The sequence below is a fragment of the Streptomyces sp. NPDC002054 genome, assembly GCF_040296685.1.
In the GTDB taxonomy this organism is placed as follows: Bacteria; Actinomycetota; Actinomycetes; order Streptomycetales; family Streptomycetaceae; genus Streptomyces.
The window spans coordinates 85,450-102,470 of record NZ_JBEOXT010000009.1 but is presented as its reverse complement, the minus strand read 5'-3'; the positions used below and the strand labels follow the sequence as shown (position 1 = coordinate 102,470).

Sequence of the window (17,021 nt, the reverse complement as noted above, 5' to 3'; positions counted from 1 at the left end):
AAATCTGTCACCCGCCATGTCATTCTCGTTGTATGACCACGAACCACAGCACCCCGCACCGCACCCTCGGCACCGCCGGCCCGGCCGTCTTCCCGCTGGGGCTGGGGTGCATGGGCATGTCCGCGCTGTATGGCGAGGCCGACCGGGCCGAGTCGATCGCGACTCTCCATGCGGCCCTGGACGCCGGGGTCACCCTCCTCGACACCGGCGACTTCTACGGCATGGGACACAACGAACTGCTGATCGGCGAAGCCCTGCGCACCGCCCCCGCCGCGGCCCGCGAGCGGGCCCTCACCAGCGTCAAGTTCGGCGCGCTGCGCACCGTCGAGGGCGGCTTCACCGGATACGACGGCCGGCCCGAGGCCGTGCAGAACTTCCTGGCGTACTCGCTCCAGCGGCTGGGCCGGGACCACATCGACATCTACCGGATCGCCCGGGTCGACCCGGCCGTCCCGATCGAGGAGACGGTCGGCGCGATCGCCGAGGCCGTCCAGGCGGGGCACGTCCGGTACATCGGCCTCTCCGAGGTCGGCGCGGACACCCTCCGCCGGGCCGCGGCCGTCGCGCCCATCGCCGACCTCCAGATCGAGTACTCGCTGATCTCGCGCGGCATCGAGCGGGAGATCCTGCCGGCCGCCCGCGAGCTGGGCATCGGCGTGACGGCGTACGGCGTGCTGTCGCGCGGGCTGATCAGCGGCCACTTCAGCCGCGACCGGCTGCTCTCCCCCGGCGACTTCCGCGGCATGAGCCCGCGGTTCCAGGGCGCCAACCTGCACCACAACCTCGACCTGGTCGAGGCCCTGCGCAAGGTCGCCGAGGGCAAGGGCGTCACGGTCGCGCAGACCGCCATCGCCTGGGTGCTCTCCCGCGGGGAGAACATCGTGCCGCTGATCGGCGCCCGCCGCCGGGACCGGCTGTCCGAGGCCCTGGGGGCCCTTCAGGTCTCGCTGAGCCCGGCCGACCTGGCCGCGATCGAGGAAGCCGTGCCGGCCGGCGCGGCGGCCGGCGAGCGGTACCCGGAGGCCCAGATGGCCCACCTCGACAGCGAGCACTGACCCGGCTGTACGGTCGTGCCCATGCCACCCGCAGCTGCCGAGCCCCTGACCCCCGAGCGCATCCTCGAAGCCACCGAGGAGGTGCTGCGCCGCTACGGCCCGGCCAAGGCCACCGTGGTGGACGTGGCGCGCGCGCTGGGCGTGAGCCACGGCAGCGTGTACCGGCACTTCCCGTCGAAGGCGGCCCTCCGCGAGGCGGTCACCGACCGCTGGCTCGGCCGGACGGTGGGCCGGCTCCAGGAAATCGTCTCCGCCACCGCCGAGCCCGCTCCCGCACGGCTGGAGTCCTGGCTGAAGGCCCTCTTCGAGGCGAAGCGCCACAAGGCGGGGGACGATCCGGAGCTGTTCGCGACGTACACGGTGCTGCTCGCCGAGAACAGCGGGGTGGTGGAGACCCACTTGGCGGAGATGATCGAGCAGCTGGCCCGGATCATCGGCGAGGGCGTCGACTCCGGCACCCTCACCGCCCCCGATGTGCCGGCCGCCGCCCGGGCCGTCTTCGACGCGACCGCCCGCTTCCACGACCCGCAGTACGCGGCGGACTGGCAGTCCCCGTCCATCGCCGCCGAGTTCGAGGCGGTCAGCACCCTGGTGATCCGCGGCCTACGGGCCTGAGCCATGCCACACACAGACCGGTGGCCCGGTGCGCTTGCGCGCACCGGGCCACCGGTTTCGTTCGTGCCAGGTGCGGACTAGCAGCCCAGCAGGCGGCTGCCCAGGTAGGACTGGATCTGGTCCAGGGAGACGCGCTCCTGCTTCATGGTGTCGCGCTCGCGGACGGTCACCGCGTTGTCGTCCAGGGTGTCGAAGTCGACGGTGACGCAGTACGGCGTACCGATCTCGTCCTGGCGGCGGTAGCGGCGGCCGATGGCGCCCGCGTCGTCGAACTCGATGTTCCAGTTCTTCCGCAGGTCCGTGGCGAGACCCTTGGCCTTCGGCGACAGGTCGGCGTTGCGGGACAGCGGCAGGACGGCGACCTTGACCGGGGCCAGGCGCGGGTCGAGGCGCATCACGGTGCGCTTCTCCATGACGCCCTTGGCGTTCGGGGCCTCGTCCTCGATGTACGCGTCGAGCATGAAGGCGAGCATGGCGCGGTTCACACCGGCCGCCGGCTCGATGACGTAGGGGGTCCAGCGCTCGCCGGCCTCCTGGTCGAAGAAGGTGAGGTCGGTGCCGGAGGCCGCGGAGTGGGCCTTGAGGTCGAAGTCGGTGCGGTTGGCAACGCCCTCGAGCTCGGAGAACTCACTGCCGCCGAAGTTGAAGCGGTACTCGATGTCGGCGGTGCGCTTCGAGTAGTGGGACAGCTTCTCCTTCGGGTGGTCGTACCAGCGGATGTTCTCCTCGCGGATGCCGAGGTCGCGGTACCAGTTCCAGCGCTCGTTCATCCAGTACTCGTGCCACTGCTCGTCCTCGCCCGGCTTGACGAAGAACTCCATCTCCATCTGCTCGAACTCGCGGGTCCGGAAGATGAAGTTGCCCGGAGTGATCTCGTTCCGGAAGGACTTGCCCATCTGCGCGATGCCGAACGGCGGCTTCTTGCGGGAAGTCTGCTGCACCTGGGCGAAGTTGGTGAAGATGCCCTGGGCGGTCTCGGGACGCAGGTACGCCTTGGAGCCGGTGTCCTGGGTCGGGCCGAGGTGGGTCTCCAGCATGCCGGAGAACTGCTTGGGCTCGGTGAACTGGCCCTTGTTGCCGCAGTTGGGGCAGTTGATGTCGGCCAGGCCGTTCTCCGGGAGGCGGCCGTGCTTGGCCTCGTACGCCTCTTCCAGGTGGTCGGCGCGGTGGCGCTTGTGGCACGCGGTGCACTCGGTCAGCGGGTCCGAGAAGGTCGCGACGTGGCCGGAGGCAGCCCAGACCTCGGGGGCCAGGATCACGGAGGAGTCGAGGCCGACGACGTCCTCACGCGCGGTGACCATCGCCTTCCACCACTGGCGCTTGATGTTTTCCTTGAGCTCGACACCCAGCGGTCCGTAGTCCCAGGCAGCCCTGGAGCCGCCGTAGATCTCACTGCACGGGTAGACGAAGCCACGGCGCTTGCTGAGGCTGACGATGGTGTCGATCTTGTCGGCGGCCACGGTGCTCTCTTCATTACGAGGACGAACGGCGAAGCCTTTAGATTACCGGCGCCCGCCCCTCCCCTTTCAAATCGGTTCCCCTTCTCCGCCAGCTCCGCGGAGCCCTCACCAGGGTTTTTGACAATCGTTTCCATCTTTGATGAAAATGGATGTCATGAACGTACGACGCCTGATACCCACCGCCGCCCTCGCCGGAGCCGTCGCCCTCGGCGCCACTGCTCTCACCGCCTGCTCCGGAGCCAATGCCGCGGGCGGGGGCAAGGACGGCAGACTCGATGTCATGGCGTCGTTCTACCCGATGCAGTTCCTGGCCGAACAGATCGGCAAGGACCACGTGCAGGTCGACACCCTGACCAAGCCGGGCGTCGAACCGCACGACCTGGAGATCACGCCCAAGCAGACCGGCCGGCTCGGCGAGGCCGACGTGATCCTCTACCTGAAGAACCTCCAGCCCGCCGTCGACAAGGCCGTCGCCCAGTCCGGCGTGAAGAACATCGTCGACGCCGGCACCCTCACCACGCTGGAGGCGCACGGCACCTCCGGCCACGACCACGACCACGGCCACGAAGAGGGCCACGCCGAGGGCGACGGCCACGACCACGGCCACAGCCACGGCGAGGCCGGCGAGGACCCGCACATCTGGCTCGACCCGGCCAAGTACGCCGAGGTCGCCAAGGGCGTCGGAGCGGCCCTGGCAAAGGCCGACCCCGACCACGCCGCCGACTACAAGAAGAACGCCGACGAGCTCGTCGCCAAACTGACCGCGCTCGACACGGAGTTCAAGGACGGCCTGAAGAACACCGCCTCCAAGACCTTCATCACCACCCACTCCGCCTTCGGCTACCTCGCCGAGCGCTACGGCCTGGACCAGGAGGGCATCTCCGGGGTCGACCCCGAGTCCGAGCCCAGCCCGGCCCGCATCAAGGAGCTCCAGGCCGTCGCGAAGAAGGACAATGTCTCCACCGTGTTCTTCGAGACCCTGGCCAGCGACAAGACGGCCAAGACCCTCGCCAAGGACACCGGCCTGAAGACCGATGTCCTCGACCCGCTCGAGGGCATCACCGACAAGTCCCAGGGCGCCGACTACTTCGAGGTCATGCGGTCCAACCTCAAGAACCTCCAGAAAGCACTCGGGAGCAAGTAATGGCAGTAACGGAGGCGCGAGCCATGGAGCCCACGACGGCCGCCGCGGAAGCGGAGCAGCCTGTCATATCCCTGCGCGGGGCCACGGCCTCGCTCGGCTCGCGCCCCGTGCTGCGCGGAGTCGACCTCACCGTCCGGCGCGGCGAGGTCGTCGCCCTGCTCGGCGCCAACGGCTCCGGCAAGTCGACCGCCGTCCGCGCGGTCGTCGGCCAGGTCCCGCTGAGCAGCGGCGGGCTCTCGCTCTTCGGGACGCCGTTCAAGCAGTTCCGCCAGTGGTCGCGCATCGGGTACGTCCCGCAGCGCACCACCGCGGCCAGCGGGGTCCCCGCCACGGTCCGCGAGGTCGTCAGCGCCGGCCGGCTCGCCCGCACCCGCTTCGGCCTGCTGCGCAAGGCCGACCGCGAGGCCGTGGACCGGGCCCTGGCCCTGGTCGGCATGGAGGGGCACGCCTCCGCGTCGGTGAACGCCCTCTCCGGCGGCCAGCACCAGCGGGTCCTGATCGCCCGCGCACTCTCCGTCGAGCCCGAACTGCTGATCATGGACGAGCCGATGGCCGGCGTGGACCTCGCCAACCAGGAGGTCCTGGCCGGCGCCCTGCGCGAGCAGGTCGCCGGCGGGGCCACCGTCCTGCTCGTCCTGCACGAGCTCGGCCCGCTGGAGCCGCTGATCGACCGGGCCGTGGTCCTCCGCGACGGCTGCGTGGTCCACGACGGCCCGCCCCCGGAGGCCGTGGGCCAGCACGCCCTGCCCGGCCACGACCACGTACACCCCCATGCGGCGCACGACGCCGAACCCCTGCGGACGGGACTGCTGAGCTGATGGACTTCCTCGACCCCGCCTTCATGCAGCGGGCGCTGATCGCCGCCGCACTGGTCGGCATCACCGCCCCCGCCATCGGCACGTACCTCGTCCAGCGCCGCCAGGCCGTCATGGGCGACGGCATCGGCCATGTCGCGCTGACCGGCGTGGCCCTCGGCTTCCTGCTCAACACCAGCCCGGTGTGGACGGCCACCCTGGTCGCCGTCATCGGCGCGGTCGGCATGGAAATGATCCGCGCGCGCGGCAAGACCACCGGCGACATCGCTCTCGCGATGCTCTTCTACGGCGGCCTGGCCGGCGGCGTCCTGATCATCAACCTGTCCCCGACCGGCTCCAACGCCAGCCTGAGCAGCTACCTCTTCGGGGCGATCACCGCCGTCTCGGACGAGGACATCACCGCCGTGGTGATCCTCGCCGCCCTTGTCATCGCGGTCACCCTCGGACTGCGCAAGCAGCTGTTCGCCGTCTGCCAGGACGAGGAGTTCGCGCGCGTCACCGGGCTGCCGGTGCGGGCGCTGAACCTGCTGCTCGCCGTCACCGCCGCCGTCACCATCACCGTCGCCATGCGCATCGTGGGCCTGCTGCTGGTCAGCGCCATGATGGTGATCCCGGTCGCGGCGGCCCAGCGGGTCACCCGCGGGTTCACCGCCACCCTGTCGGTGGCCATGGTCATCGGCGTGCTCGTCTCGCTGAGCGGCACCGTCACCACCTACTACCTCGACGCGCCGTCCGGCGCCACGATCGTGCTGCTTGCCATCGCCGTGTTCGCCGTGATGACCGCGGTGTCCGCGCCCCTGGCACGGCGCCGGGCCAACGCGGCCCGCGCAGCGGAGCAGCTCTGCACCCGGGAGGACGTCAAGGTCTAGCCGGGATGCCTCGGGCGCCTGGCACAATGGGGCCCCGAGGCCGATACGAGGAGGAACCGGTGGCGACTGCCCCTGGCGAGACGAATACCGCGCCAGTACGAGGACGGTCCACCCGGCAGCGGGCCGCCGTCGCGGCGGCCCTGGACGAGGTGGACGAGTTCCGCAGCGCCCAGGAGCTGCACGACATGCTCAAGCACCGCGGCGACTCCGTGGGCCTGACCACCGTGTACCGCACCCTCCAGTCCCTCGCCGACGCCGGCGAGGTCGATGTGCTGCGCACCAGCGACGGCGAGGCCGTCTACCGGCGCTGCTCCACCGGCGAGCACCACCACCACCTGGTCTGCCGCAAGTGCGGCAAGGCCGTGGAGGTGGAGGGCCCGGCAGTGGAGAAGTGGGCCGAGTCGATCGCGGCCGAGCACGGCTTTGTGAACGTCGCCCACACGGTGGAAATCTTCGGCACCTGCGCGGACTGCGCCGCAGCCGGCTAGGCAGGCCAGGCCGGCTGGATCCCGGCCCGGGCCTAGATCCGCTTCAGGTTCCGGTCCAGCAGCTCCCGGACCCGGTCCACATCGGCCGGGTCGGCCGCGCCGCGCTTGGGCAGCGCCAGGAAGGTGCGGCCCTTGTTCGCGGTCAGCACGAACAGCCCGGGCGTCTCGTGGTACCACGCCGGGCCGCCGTCGCCCTGCCAGTCGAAGACGGTGCGGTCCGGCCCGCCGCCCGTGATGACGATGCCGGTCTCGCCCAGCACCGTACGGGAGTCCCCGTGGGGCTCCATGTTGGCGAAGCTCTCGCGGGCCATCCGGCCGCGGGCGCGGACGGCGCCCACCACCGAGGCGGTCAGTGCCACCGCGCTGGCACTGCCGGCGATGACCGGATCGAAACCGCGCACCAGCCCATAGACCACCACAACGGTCACGGACATGACGGCCGGCAGCACCATGTTCCGCCGGCCGGGCCAGGTCCCGGAGAACCAGGCCCCCAATGCCGTCCGGTAGTCATCGGCCGTGGGCCGGTACTCGAAAACGATCTCCCCCGTGTTCATGTCACGGGAGGCTACCGCTACCCGGCCGCGCCCGGTCCCTCGACCTGGTTCGGGACGGCTCCGCCGAACCGGCGGTCGCGCTGCGCGTACTCCAGGCAGGCCTGCCAGAGGTTCCGCCGGTCGAAGTCCGGCCACAGCACGTCCTGGAAGACCATCTCCGCGTACGCGCTCTGCCAGAGCAGGTAGTTGGAGGTGCGCTGCTCGCCGCTCGGGCGCAGGAACAGGTCCACGTCCGGCATGTCCGGGTAGTACATGTACTTGGCGACGGTCTTCTCGTTGACCTTCGACGGGTCCAGCCGGCCCGCCGCGACATCGCGGGCGATCGCCTGCGCCGCGTCCGCGATCTCCGCGCGACCGCCGTAGTTCACGCAGAAGTACAAGGTCATCTTGTCGTTCTTGACGGTCTGCTCCTGGGCGATCTGGAGCTCCTGGACGACCGACTTCCACATCTTCGGCATCCGGCCGACCCAGCGGATGCGGATGCCCAGCTCGTCCATCTCGTCGCGGCGGCGCCGGATGACATCGCGGTTGAAGTTCATCAGGAAGCGCACCTCGTCGGGCGAGCGCTTCCAGTTCTCCGTCGAGAAGGCGTACAGCGAGAGGTTCTTGACGCCCATCTCGATGCAGCCCTTGAGCACGTCGAGCACCACGCCCTCGCCGACCTTGTGGCCCTCGGTGCGGGGCAGCCCGCGCTCCTTGGCCCAGCGCCCGTTGCCGTCCATCACGATGGCGACGTGGTTGGGGACCAGCTCACCGGGGATCTTCGGCGGGCGCGCGCCGGACGGGTGCGGCTCGGGAAGCTTGTAGTCGTCGCGGCGGCGTCCCAGGATCCCGCGTCGTGCCATGTGCCCAGCTCCTATTTCTCGACGTATCGCAAGGAGCGTAGCCCGCGCTCCAGATGCCAGTGCAAATAGGCGGAGACCAGTCCGCTCCCCTCCCGCACATGGCGCGCCTCGCACGCATCCGCGTGGGCCCAGTCGCCGGTCAGCAGGGCGCTGAGCAGAGCGATGGCCTCCGACGAGGGTACGACGCTGCCGGCCACCCGGCAGTCGCCGCAGACGACTCCGCCGGCGGCGACCGAGAAGTGCCGGTTGGGGCCGTGGATGCCGCAGCGGGCGCAGTCCTCGAAGGAGGGGGCGTAGCCGTTGACGGCGAGGGAGCGCAGCAGGAAGGCGTCGAGGATGAGGTTCGGTTCGTGTTCGCCGCGCGAGAGCGTGCGCAGGGCGCCGACGAGCAGCAGGTACTGCTGTACGGAGGGCTCGCCCTCGTTCTCGGTGAACCGCTCGGCGGTCTCCAGCATGGCGGTGCCGGCGGTGTAGCGGGCGTAGTCGGTGACGATGCCGTTGCCGTACGGGGCGATGATCTGGGTCTGGGTGCAGAGGGGCAGGCTGCGGCCGATCAGTTCGCTGCCGCGGGCGAAGAACTGCACGTCGGCGTGGGAGAAAGGTTCCAGCCCGGCGCCGAATTTGGACTTCGTACGCCGGACCCCGCGGGCGACGGCCCGCACGCGGCCGTGGCCCCGGGTCAGCAGCGTGATGATGCGGTCCGCCTCGCCCAGCTTCTGGGTGCGCAGCACGATGCCGTCGTCGCGGAACAGACTCATGGCCCCATTGTCGCCCGTACCGGTGACAGCGAAGGCCCCCGACCGGGACGGAGGTCCGGTCGAGGGCCTTCACCCCTTGGGAGGATCAGGAGGCCGGGGCGGCTGATTCGCCCGCTTCGGCGGCGGGCTTGTCCAGCGAGGCGGTGGCCGCGGCCGGGGCTTCGGCGGGCTCGCCGGCCGGGGCCGGGATCGCGAGGGCGGGGCCGTGGGCGTCGTCCTTGGCCAGGCCGTTGAAGACCAGGTTGAGGACGATGGCGGCCGTGGCACCGAGCGTGACACCGCTGTTGAGCAGCGAGGACAGGTCCTGATTCATGTGCTTGGTGAACAGCACCGGCACGGTGGCGGGGAGCAGGGCGAAGGCCAGGGAGACACCCACGACCAGGGCGTTCTTCTCCTCCTTCAGGTCCACCTTGGCGAGGGTCTGGATGCCGGCCAGGGCGACCATGCCGAACATGACGGTCGCGGCGCCGCCGAGGACTCCGTGCGGGACGGCGGCGACGATCGCGGCGGCCTTCGGGAGCAGACCCAGGATGATCATGAACACACCGGCCGCGACGACCACGAACCGGCTCTTGACCTTGGTCATCCGGACCAGGCCGACGTTCTCGGCGAAGGCGACGTACGGGAAGGAGTTGAGGACACCGCCGAGGGCGGTGGCGGCGCCGTCGGCACGCAGGGCGCGGGCCACGGTCTCGCTGTCGACCTCCTTGCCGACGATGTCGCCGACGGCGTAGGTGTCGCCGGTGGTCTCGACCATGGTGATCAGCATGACGATGAGCATCAGGACGATCGGGAACCACTCGAACTTCGGGACGCCGAAGTGGAAGGGGGTGGTGACGCCGATCCAGTCCGACATGCCCACGTCGCCGAACTTGGCGTCCCCGAGCAGGAAGGCGACCGCGGTGCCGCCGACCAGGCCGAGGAGGATGGAGATCGAGGACAGGAACGGCTTGCCGATCTTCATCAGGACGAGGATGAAGAGCATGGTGCCGCCGGCGTAGGCGAAGTGCTTGGGGTCGCCGAAGTCCGGGCTGCCCAGGCCGCCGGCCGCGTCGTTCAGGCCGACCGGCAGCAGCACGATGCCGAGGACGGTGATCACCGTGCCGGTGACCACCGGCGGGAACAGCCGCATGACGGTCCGGAAGGCCTTGGCGGGCAGCCAGGCGAAGGCGAAGGTGGCGATGCCGGCCGTGATGACCGCGCCGTAGATCACCAGCAGGGCGGCGGTGCCGCCGCCGGCCCCGAGTCCGATGGCGATCATCGGGGAGACGGCCGTGAAGGTCACGCCCTGGATCAGCGGCAGGCGCGCGCCGATCCGGCCGATGCCCCAGGCCTGGATGATCGAGGCGATACCGCAGGTGAAGAGATCCGCATTGATCAGGTAGACCAGCTGTTCAGGGCTCAGCTTCAGCGCGTTGCCGACGATGATCGGAACGATCACCGCGCCGGCGTAGAAGGCGAGTACGTGCTGGAAGCCGTACAGCGCGAGCTTGGGGACGGGGAGCACCTCGTCGACCGGGTGCGAGCTCTGCTCTCCGTTGGCGGAAAGCCGGGCGGCGACACGTGCCATCTCTGCCTTGCCCTTCAGTGAGGTAGGTAATCGAGAGGAATCCGGTTATCCCTGGCCAGGGCGCGGATCGCGGTTTCGTGTGACCGGAATTGAACGCCTGTGGGGGGCGCCACAGATATCGTCGACTTCCACAAATTGTTGAGGTGTGGCGTTCTGGGATCTGTCGGTTCCTCCACTGGTGGATGCCGCCGTGAGCGACTATGGGCGCCATCGCCCGACCCGCCGGTTTCAAGCCACACGGCCGCGAAGTGAACACCTCCTGAACTGCGGCGATGCGCCGCACGCAGGTTCGGCTCCGCAAACAGGGTGGGGAGATTCCGGGCATCCGATTGGTGGATCGACCGAGCCGGGAGGGATCTCTTCCGTCGATCCCACGGGCACTTCACGCGGCCTTCACAGGCCCCATGAGGCCGGATCGTTACCTCCCGGGCGTCCGCTCTGTGGGATTTTCACCCCTGGCGGATCGCACGATGGCCATCGCCGCCGTGGCCGCCGCGAGCACCGGCTCCCGGGACCGGCCGGCCCGGCCCAGCATGAACGCGCCCTCCAGCAGGGCGATCACCGAGGTGGCCGTGGCCTGCGCGGCGGGCACCGGGATGCCGGCCCCCGCATAGAAGGCGGCGAGGGCTTCGACCCAGGAGGCGAAGACCTCGGCGGTCGCCCGCCGGAGCCCCTCGTGGGTACTGGCCACCTCCAGCGCGACCGTGGCGATCGGGCACGGGTCCGTGTAGTCCAGCTCGTGCAGGGTCTCGGCGGCTGCCCTGAAGGCCGCACCCGTGGCGAGCGCCGGGTCGGCCTCCGGGTCGGCGAACAGCTCGCCGATCAGCGCCAGATAGGCCGCGCCGGAGGTGCGTACGACCTCCTCGCCGAGCTGCGCCTTGCCGTCCGGGAAGAAGTGGTAGGCCGAGCCGTACGGGGCCTCGGCCGCGGCCACGATCTGCTTCATGCCGGTCGCCGCGTAGCCCTGCCGGCGGAAGAGCTCGGTCGCTGCCGTCAGGATGCGGGCTCTGGTGTCGCTCTTTGTCGTCACGGGGGCTAGCCTCTCACTAGATCGGTCTATCTAGTGAGCGTGGGGGAACGCATGCCGGACATCGAACTGACCGCCGGAACCATCGACTACCTCGACACCGGGCACCCCGCGGGCACGGACACCGGCCCCGGCACCGGCTCGGACACCGGCAAGGGCGCGGTCGTCCTCGTCCCCGGGCTCGGCTTCGACGAATCCGTCTGGGAGGAGGTCACCGAGGACCTGCGTGCCGACTTCCGCGTCCTCGTCCCGGTCCTGCCGCTCGGCAGCCACCGCCGCCCGATGCGCCCGGGAGCCGATCTCTCCGCCACCGGAGTCGCCGCCCTGCTGGCCGAGTTCCTCGAACGGCTGGACCTCCGCGAGGTCACCCTCGTCCAGAACGACGCGGGCACCGCCCAACTGCTCGTCGGGGTCGCCGACGAGCGCATCGGGCGGCTCGTGCTCACCTCCTGCGAGGCCCTCGACAACTACCCGCCGGGCGTCCAGGGCCGCACCCTGCAGACCATGAGCAGGATCCCCGGCGGGATCTTCCTCCTGCTGCAGTCCTTCCGGTTCCGCTTCCTGGCCGGAATGCAGAACTCCCTCGGCGGGATGGCCAAGCGCCCCATTCCACACGAACTGGTCCGCCGCTGGTACCGGCCGCTGCTCACCGACCCGGCCGTCCGCCGCGACTTCTCCGCCTTCCTGAAGTCCACCCGCAAGGAGACCTATCTGGAGGCCGCGGACCGGCTGGCGGAGTTCGACCGGCCCGCGCTGGTCGCCTGGGGCGCCGAGGACCGGATGATGCCACCGGCCACCGGCCGCCGGCTCGCCGAGCTGCTCCCCCTGGGCCGGTACGTGGAGATCCCCGACGCCCGCACGCTGATCCCGCTGGACAACCCCGGGGCCCTGTGTGCCGAGCTCCGCGGCTTCATCGCCACGACCTGAGCCTCGGGCCTGGGGCTCGGCCCGAGGCTCAGGAGGGGGTGCGGCCCGAGGCGAGGAGCCGGGAGACCTCGTCGGAGTCGAGCCGCAGGGCCGCGCCCACGGTGGCCAGGACCTCGCGCTCGGCGGGGGTGTACGGGCCGTCGGCGAGCGCGATCCGGGCGCCCTGGAGCAGGACGGACTCCCGCCCGGGGGCGGCCAGGTGCGGGGCCAGCGGCTCCAGGGCCTCGTGCAGCTCGATGGAGAGCGCGGCACCGCAGCACTCGGGGCCGTCGTACAGCCCGGGCAGCCGGCCGGTGTCCGCGGTCAGCGTCGCGACCAGCACCGCCAGCTGGTCCTCGGAGCAGTCCTGGAAGCCGGCCGACCGCACGACCTCGGCCGCCGCCTCCAGCGCGCTGCGCGAGGAGGCACCGCCGGCCGCGAGGACGGCCAGCGTGACCGTGTGCACGGCGTCGCGCAGCAGCGCCGAGAAGCGGCTGGTGGTGGGGTGGTCCAGGACGTCGGTGGCGAACCGGTCGCGGCAGGCGGCGCACTCGACCACCGGCCCGACCTGGCCGCGCGGCAGCACGGGCACGCCGAGGACGGCGAACCGGCGGCGCCCCGTGCGGCGGCGGTAGTTGCGGTCGCCACCGCAGCCCGGGCAGAAGAACTCCCCGTCGCTCACGGTGTTCCAGGCGGTACGGATGCCCCAGACCTTCAGCTTCCGGCTGGTCCCACCCCGAACTGGCAGCACGTCCCACCTCCGTTACCCGGCGGCAACATCGCCGCGCTGGCGTGATGTTAGCCACATCCATGACCGTGCGTCAGTCGTGTGACAAGACAACATCCCGGAGCCGGCGGAGTTGGCTGATCCGCGCCCCTAGTCTCGGGGCCGTGAAAGACACCTCTTGTCTGGTGACGGGTGCCGCGAGCGGGATCGGCCGCGCCACCGCCCTGCTGCTGGCCCGCGCCGGGGCCCGGGTCACCGCGGCCGATATCCATGCCCCCGGCCTGGCTGCCCTGCGTACGGAACTGGCCGCCGAGGGTCTCGGCGTCGAGGTGGTGGCCGGTGATGTCGCCGATCCGGAGGCCAACCGGGCCATGGTGGCGGCTGCGGTCGCCGCGTACGGACGGCTCGACGTCAGCGTGGCGAACGCCGGAGTGCTCCCTCTTTCGGATGTACGGGAGACCAGCCCTGCCGACTGGGACCGGGTGATGGCGGTGGACGGCCGGGGGATGTTCCTGACCTGCAAGTACTCCATCGAGGCCATGACCGCGCAGCAGCCCTCGGGCGGGGCCCTGGTGTGCGTGTCGTCCATCTCCGGGGTCGCGGGCCAGGCCCGGCAGGCCGCGTACGGGCCGGCCAAGTTCGTGGCCTCGGGGCTGACCAAGCACCTGGCGGTGGAGTGGGCCGCCCACGGCATCCGGGTCAACGCCGTCGCCCCCGGGACGATCCGCACCGAGCGGGTGCGGGCGCTGGCGGACGAGCCCGGCGGGCCCGAGTACCTGGAGGAGATCACCCGCGCGCATCCGATGGGCCGGATCGGCGAGCCGGAGGAGGTGGCCCGGGTGATCGCCTTCCTGGCCTCGGACGCGGCCTCCTTCGTCACCGGGGTGGTCCTGCCGGTGGACGGCGGCTACCTGGCGCAATGACCGGACCCCGCGCCTCCCGAGGGGGGAGACGCGGGGTCCACAGGGCCTGTGCGTACGGTCCGTACGGTCAGCGGCCGGCGCGGTTGACGGCCGAGATGACGGCCTTCAGCGAGGCGCGGGTGGTGTTGGCGTCGATGCCGATGCCCCACAGCACCCGGCCGTCGATCGCGCACTCGATGTACGAGGCGGCCTGCGCGGAGGCGCCCTCGCTCATCGTGTGCTCGGTGTAGTCCAACAGGCGGGCGTCGATGCCGATGCTCGCCAGCGCGTCGAAGAACGCCGAGATCGGGCCGTTGCCGGTACCCGTCAGGACGGTCTCGGCGCCGTCCACAACCGCCTCGACGGTCAGGGTGTCGGTGCCGTCCTTGTCGGTGGCCGTCGAGCCGGAGCGCAGCTGGATGCGGCCCCACGGGTTCTCGGGGTTGGGCAGGTACTCGTCCTGGAAGACGTTCCAGATCGCCTTGGGCGTGACCTCGCCGCCCTCGGCGTCGGTCTTGGCCTGGATGATCCGGGAGAACTCGATCTGCATGCGGCGCGGCAGGTCCAGCTTGTGGTCGTTCTTCAGGACGTACGCGATGCCGCCCTTGCCGGACTGCGAGTTGACCCGGATGACCGCCTCGTAGGAGCGGCCGACGTCCTTGGGGTCGATGGGCAGGTACGGGACCGCCCACTCGATCTCGTCCACGGTCTTGCCGGCGGCAGCCGCGTCGGCCTCCATGGCGTCGAAGCCCTTCTTGATGGCGTCCTGATGGGAGCCGGAGAAGGCGGTGTAGACCAGGTCGCCCGCGTAGGGGTGGCGCGGGTGGACCTCCATCTGGTTGCAGTACTCGCTGGTGCGACGGATCTCGTCGATCTGCGAGAAGTCGATCTGCGGGTCGACGCCCTGGGAGAACAGGTTCATGCCCAGGGTGATCAGGTCGACGTTGCCGGTGCGCTCGCCCTGGCCGAACAGGCAGCCCTCGATACGGTCGGCGCCGGCCATCAGGGCCAGCTCGGCGGCGGCGACGGCGGTGCCGCGGTCGTTGTGCGGGTGCACGGAGATGCAGATGTGCTCGCGGCGGGTCAGGTTGCGGGCCATCCACTCGAAGCGGTCGGCGTGGGTGGACGGCGTGGACCGCTCGACCGTCGCCGGCAGGTTCAGGATGATCTCGCGGCCGGGTCCGGGCTGCCAGACGTCGCAGACGGCCTCGCAGACCTCCAGCGCGAAGTCCAGCTCGGTGTCGGTGAAGATCTCGGGGCTGTACTGGTAGCCGAAGACCGTCTCGTCACCCAGGATCTTCTCGGCGTAGTCCATGACCAGGCGGGTGCCGTCGACGGCGATCTGCTTGATCTGCTCCTTGGAGCCGCGGAAGACCACCCGGCGGAAGGTCGGGGCGGTGGCGTTGTACATGTGGACGGTGGCGCGCTTGGCGCCGACCAGGGACTCCACGGTCCGCTCGATCAGGTCCTCACGGGCCTGGGTCAGCACGGAGATGGTGACATCGTCCGGGATCGCGCCCTCTTCGATGATGGAGCGCACGAACGCGAAGTCGGTCTCGCCGGAGGAGGGGAAACCGACCTCGATCTCCTTGTAGCCCATGCGTACCAGCAGGTCGAACATCTCGCGCTTGCGGGCGGGCGTCATGGGGTCGATCAGCGACTGGTTGCCGTCGCGCAGATCGGTGGAGAGCCAGCGGGGAGCCTTGGTGATGCGGGCGTTCGGCCAGGTCCGGTCCGGGATGTCCACCTGCTCGTACACGCCGTACTTGTGGATCGGCATCCCGGAGGGCTTCTGGGTGTGGGTCGCGCTGGTGATGGGCGTGGGGCGACCGGCAAAGCTGTGCTGGCTCATGACGTAGGGCTCCTCGCGTGTCCGCGTGTAGTTCCGCTGGAACGGCCGACGTCGTAAATCCGCAACACCGAACTCCGCGGGGAGGGGGTCGGCCTACGACTACAGGCCCTCGCCGCGGCAGCTAAGGAGAAGCAGCCCGAAACGCATGATGGGCGGCAGCCTAGCCGAGCCGCGCCGGGGGCGCGTGGCTGTTTCAGTATGCAAGACCACCTAGTCCGTTTTGCCCCAATTGTGAGCTAAACCTCTTTCACTCCCACGAGGTCCGGTCGATCGGTCAATGCGGCGCAGCCCGTTTCAGGCGACCGAATGAATCATGGTCACGGGTAGTGACATCTGCATGACCCACTGCCACATTTCCCGGCATGGATACCAACCGCCACCCCGTCTTCTGCACCATCGTGCCGCCCCACCTCCTCGACCGGATCGCGCTGTCCGAGGACGCCCGCCGGGCCGACATCGCGCAGCGCACCCTCGAGCACGACTCCCTCCAGCGCACCCGGCGCCGGATCACCACCGTCCGCGGGATCGCGCCCGCCCTGGCCGCGCCCGGCGGCGAGCGGCCCGAGCGGACCGTGTACGACGCCGAGCACCGGACCCGGCTGCCCGGCACCAAGGTGCGCGGGGAGGGGTCGGAGCCCGGGCAGGATGCCACCGTCAACCGCGCCTACGCCGGGCTCGGCGCGACCTTCGAGCTGTTCCGGTCGGCCTTCGGGCGGCATTCGATCGACGATGCCGGGCTGCCGCTGGACGCCACCGTGCACTACGGCGTGGAGTACAACAACGCCTTCTGGGACGGCCGTCAGATGGTCTTCGGCGACGGCGACGGGGACCTGTTCCTCGACTTCACCGTGTCCGTCGACATCATCGGCCACGAGCTGGCCCACGGGGTCACCCAGTACACGGCCAACCTGGAGTACTACAAGCAGGCCGGCGCGCTCAACGAGTCGATGTCGGACGTCTTCGGCTCGCTGATCAAGCAGTACACCCTGGACCAGACCGCGGACCAGGCGGACTGGCTGATCGGGGCCGGGCTGCTCGGGCCCGATGTCAGCGGGGTCGCGCTGCGCTCGATGAAGGCGCCCGGCACCGCGTACGACGACGACGAGCTCGGCAAGGACCCGCAGCCGGCCACCATGGACGACTACGTCAACACTTCCCGGGACAACGGCGGCGTGCACATCAACTCCGGCATCCCGAACCACGCCTTCTACCTGCTGGCCACCGATCTGGGCGGCAAGGCCTGGGAGCGGGCGGGGCAGATCTGGTACGACACCCTGACCGGCGGCGAGCTGGGCACCAAGGCGAAGTTCTCGGACTTCGCCCGGCTGTCCGTGGCCGCGGCGTCGGCCCGCTTCGGGGACGGCGGCACCGAGCACCAGGCGGTGCTGAAGGCGTGGTCCCAGGTGGGTGTGCCGGCCGAGTAGAGCAGGTAGA

Annotated in this window: 17 protein-coding genes; 9 read left to right on the top strand and 8 right to left on the bottom strand. The window is 70.3% G+C overall.

Annotated elements, in window-relative coordinates:
• Positions 1-32: 32 nt before the first annotated feature.
• Together ABT123_RS10790 and ABT123_RS10785 are read left to right on the top strand one after the other, a co-directional pair.
• On the top strand, positions 33-1,055 hold the full coding sequence (locus ABT123_RS10790; RefSeq protein ID WP_351311914.1) for an aldo/keto reductase: 1,023 nt from the start codon (positions 33-35) through the stop codon (positions 1,053-1,055).
• A 21-nt stretch (positions 1,056-1,076) separates the two neighbouring features.
• The gene (locus tag ABT123_RS10785; RefSeq protein WP_351311912.1) at positions 1,077-1,670 is read left to right on the top strand and encodes a TetR/AcrR family transcriptional regulator; all 594 of its coding nucleotides are present in this window, start codon (positions 1,077-1,079) and stop codon (positions 1,668-1,670) included.
• A 77-nt stretch (positions 1,671-1,747) separates the two neighbouring features.
• Here the strand turns inward: ABT123_RS10785 and ABT123_RS10780 are convergent, their stop codons facing one another.
• Entirely contained in the window at positions 1,748-3,130 is a 1,383-nt protein-coding gene (locus ABT123_RS10780) for a glycine--tRNA ligase (RefSeq protein ID WP_351311910.1), read from the bottom strand.
• 154 nt (positions 3,131-3,284) lie between these two features.
• On the opposite strand from ABT123_RS10780, the gene ABT123_RS10775 reads away from it, so the two are divergent.
• The 4 genes from ABT123_RS10775 to ABT123_RS10760 are packed head-to-tail and all read left to right on the top strand — an operon-like array spanning position 3,285 to position 6,446.
• On the top strand, positions 3,285-4,274 hold the full coding sequence (locus ABT123_RS10775; RefSeq protein WP_351311908.1) for a metal ABC transporter substrate-binding protein: 990 nt from the start codon (positions 3,285-3,287) through the stop codon (positions 4,272-4,274).
• A gap of 23 nt (positions 4,275-4,297) precedes the next feature.
• Positions 4,298-5,092, top strand: a complete 795-nt coding sequence (locus ABT123_RS10770; RefSeq protein ID WP_351311906.1) for a metal ABC transporter ATP-binding protein — start codon at positions 4,298-4,300, stop codon at positions 5,090-5,092.
• Positions 5,092-5,958: a metal ABC transporter permease gene (locus tag ABT123_RS10765; protein WP_351311904.1), complete on the top strand. Its 867-nt coding sequence runs from the start codon at positions 5,092-5,094 to the stop codon at positions 5,956-5,958. The genes ABT123_RS10770 and ABT123_RS10765 overlap by 1 nt, the downstream gene beginning before the upstream one ends.
• 59 nt (positions 5,959-6,017) lie before the next feature.
• On the top strand, positions 6,018-6,446 hold the full coding sequence (locus tag ABT123_RS10760) for a Fur family transcriptional regulator (RefSeq protein ID WP_351311902.1): 429 nt from the start codon (positions 6,018-6,020) through the stop codon (positions 6,444-6,446).
• 32 nt (positions 6,447-6,478) lie between these two features.
• On the opposite strand, the gene ABT123_RS10755 is transcribed toward ABT123_RS10760, so the two are convergent.
• The 5 genes from ABT123_RS10755 to ABT123_RS10735 all read right to left on the bottom strand — a co-directional run bounded on the left by ABT123_RS10755 (position 6,479) and on the right by ABT123_RS10735 (position 11,203).
• Positions 6,479-7,000 (bottom strand): hypothetical protein, encoded by a 522-nt coding sequence (locus ABT123_RS10755; RefSeq protein WP_351311900.1) that lies wholly within the window; start codon positions 6,998-7,000, stop codon positions 6,479-6,481.
• Between the two features lie 17 nt (positions 7,001-7,017).
• A complete protein-coding gene (locus ABT123_RS10750) occupies positions 7,018-7,845 on the bottom strand; it encodes an isoprenyl transferase (protein WP_351311898.1) in 828 nt (275 codons plus the stop codon).
• Between the two features lie 11 nt (positions 7,846-7,856).
• Entirely contained in the window at positions 7,857-8,603 is a 747-nt protein-coding gene (recO, locus tag ABT123_RS10745) for a DNA repair protein RecO (protein ID WP_351311896.1), read from the bottom strand.
• 85 nt (positions 8,604-8,688) lie between these two features.
• The gene (locus ABT123_RS10740; RefSeq protein ID WP_351311895.1) at positions 8,689-10,173 is read right to left on the bottom strand and encodes a nucleobase:cation symporter-2 family protein; all 1,485 of its coding nucleotides are present in this window, start codon (positions 10,171-10,173) and stop codon (positions 8,689-8,691) included.
• A 418-nt stretch (positions 10,174-10,591) separates the two neighbouring features.
• Positions 10,592-11,203 carry a TetR/AcrR family transcriptional regulator gene (locus ABT123_RS10735; protein WP_351311893.1) on the bottom strand — a complete coding sequence of 204 codons (612 nt, stop codon included), beginning with the start codon at positions 11,201-11,203 and terminating at the stop codon, positions 10,592-10,594.
• Positions 11,204-11,254: 51 nt separating this feature from the next.
• On the opposite strand from ABT123_RS10735, the gene ABT123_RS10730 reads away from it, so the two are divergent.
• Complete coding sequence (locus tag ABT123_RS10730; RefSeq protein ID WP_351311891.1) at positions 11,255-12,127, top strand: alpha/beta fold hydrolase; 873 nt, start codon at positions 11,255-11,257, stop codon at positions 12,125-12,127.
• 28 nt (positions 12,128-12,155) lie between these two features.
• On the opposite strand, the gene ABT123_RS10725 is transcribed toward ABT123_RS10730, so the two are convergent.
• Positions 12,156-12,857, bottom strand: a complete 702-nt coding sequence (locus ABT123_RS10725) for a TerB family tellurite resistance protein (protein ID WP_351311889.1) — start codon at positions 12,855-12,857, stop codon at positions 12,156-12,158.
• 140 nt (positions 12,858-12,997) lie between these two features.
• Here ABT123_RS10725 and ABT123_RS10720 point away from each other — a divergent pair, with 140 nt between their 5' ends.
• Positions 12,998-13,756 (top strand): SDR family NAD(P)-dependent oxidoreductase, encoded by a 759-nt coding sequence (locus tag ABT123_RS10720; protein ID WP_351311887.1) that lies wholly within the window; start codon positions 12,998-13,000, stop codon positions 13,754-13,756.
• Between the two features lie 67 nt (positions 13,757-13,823).
• Here the strand turns inward: ABT123_RS10720 and leuA are convergent, their stop codons facing one another.
• Positions 13,824-15,587 (bottom strand): 2-isopropylmalate synthase, encoded by a 1,764-nt coding sequence (gene leuA, locus ABT123_RS10715; protein ID WP_351311885.1) that lies wholly within the window; start codon positions 15,585-15,587, stop codon positions 13,824-13,826.
• Positions 15,588-15,949: 362 nt separating this feature from the next.
• Between leuA and ABT123_RS10710 the strand changes: the two genes are divergently transcribed.
• Positions 15,950-17,011 (top strand): M4 family metallopeptidase, encoded by a 1,062-nt coding sequence (locus ABT123_RS10710; protein ID WP_351311884.1) that lies wholly within the window; start codon positions 15,950-15,952, stop codon positions 17,009-17,011.
• Positions 17,012-17,021: the final 10 nt, after the last annotated feature.

Coding starts and splice junctions, on each gene's coding strand:
- ABT123_RS10755 (WP_351311900.1), bottom strand. CDS start 7,000: ATGAACACGGGGGAGATCGTTTTCGAGTACCGGCCCACGGCCGATGAC.
- recO (WP_351311896.1), bottom strand. CDS start 8,603: ATGAGTCTGTTCCGCGACGACGGCATCGTGCTGCGCACCCAGAAGCTG.
- ABT123_RS10730 (WP_351311891.1), top strand. CDS start 11,255: ATGCCGGACATCGAACTGACCGCCGGAACCATCGACTACCTCGACACC.
- ABT123_RS10770 (WP_351311906.1), top strand. CDS start 4,298: ATGGAGCCCACGACGGCCGCCGCGGAAGCGGAGCAGCCTGTCATATCC.
- ABT123_RS10765 (WP_351311904.1), top strand. CDS start 5,092: ATGGACTTCCTCGACCCCGCCTTCATGCAGCGGGCGCTGATCGCCGCC.
- ABT123_RS10785 (WP_351311912.1), top strand. CDS start 1,077: ATGCCACCCGCAGCTGCCGAGCCCCTGACCCCCGAGCGCATCCTCGAA.
- ABT123_RS10775 (WP_351311908.1), top strand. CDS start 3,285: ATGAACGTACGACGCCTGATACCCACCGCCGCCCTCGCCGGAGCCGTC.
- leuA (WP_351311885.1), bottom strand. CDS start 15,587: ATGAGCCAGCACAGCTTTGCCGGTCGCCCCACGCCCATCACCAGCGCG.
- ABT123_RS10790 (WP_351311914.1), top strand. CDS start 33: ATGACCACGAACCACAGCACCCCGCACCGCACCCTCGGCACCGCCGGC.
- ABT123_RS10750 (WP_351311898.1), bottom strand. CDS start 7,845: ATGGCACGACGCGGGATCCTGGGACGCCGCCGCGACGACTACAAGCTT.
- ABT123_RS10740 (WP_351311895.1), bottom strand. CDS start 10,173: ATGGCACGTGTCGCCGCCCGGCTTTCCGCCAACGGAGAGCAGAGCTCG.
- ABT123_RS10710 (WP_351311884.1), top strand. CDS start 15,950: ATGGATACCAACCGCCACCCCGTCTTCTGCACCATCGTGCCGCCCCAC.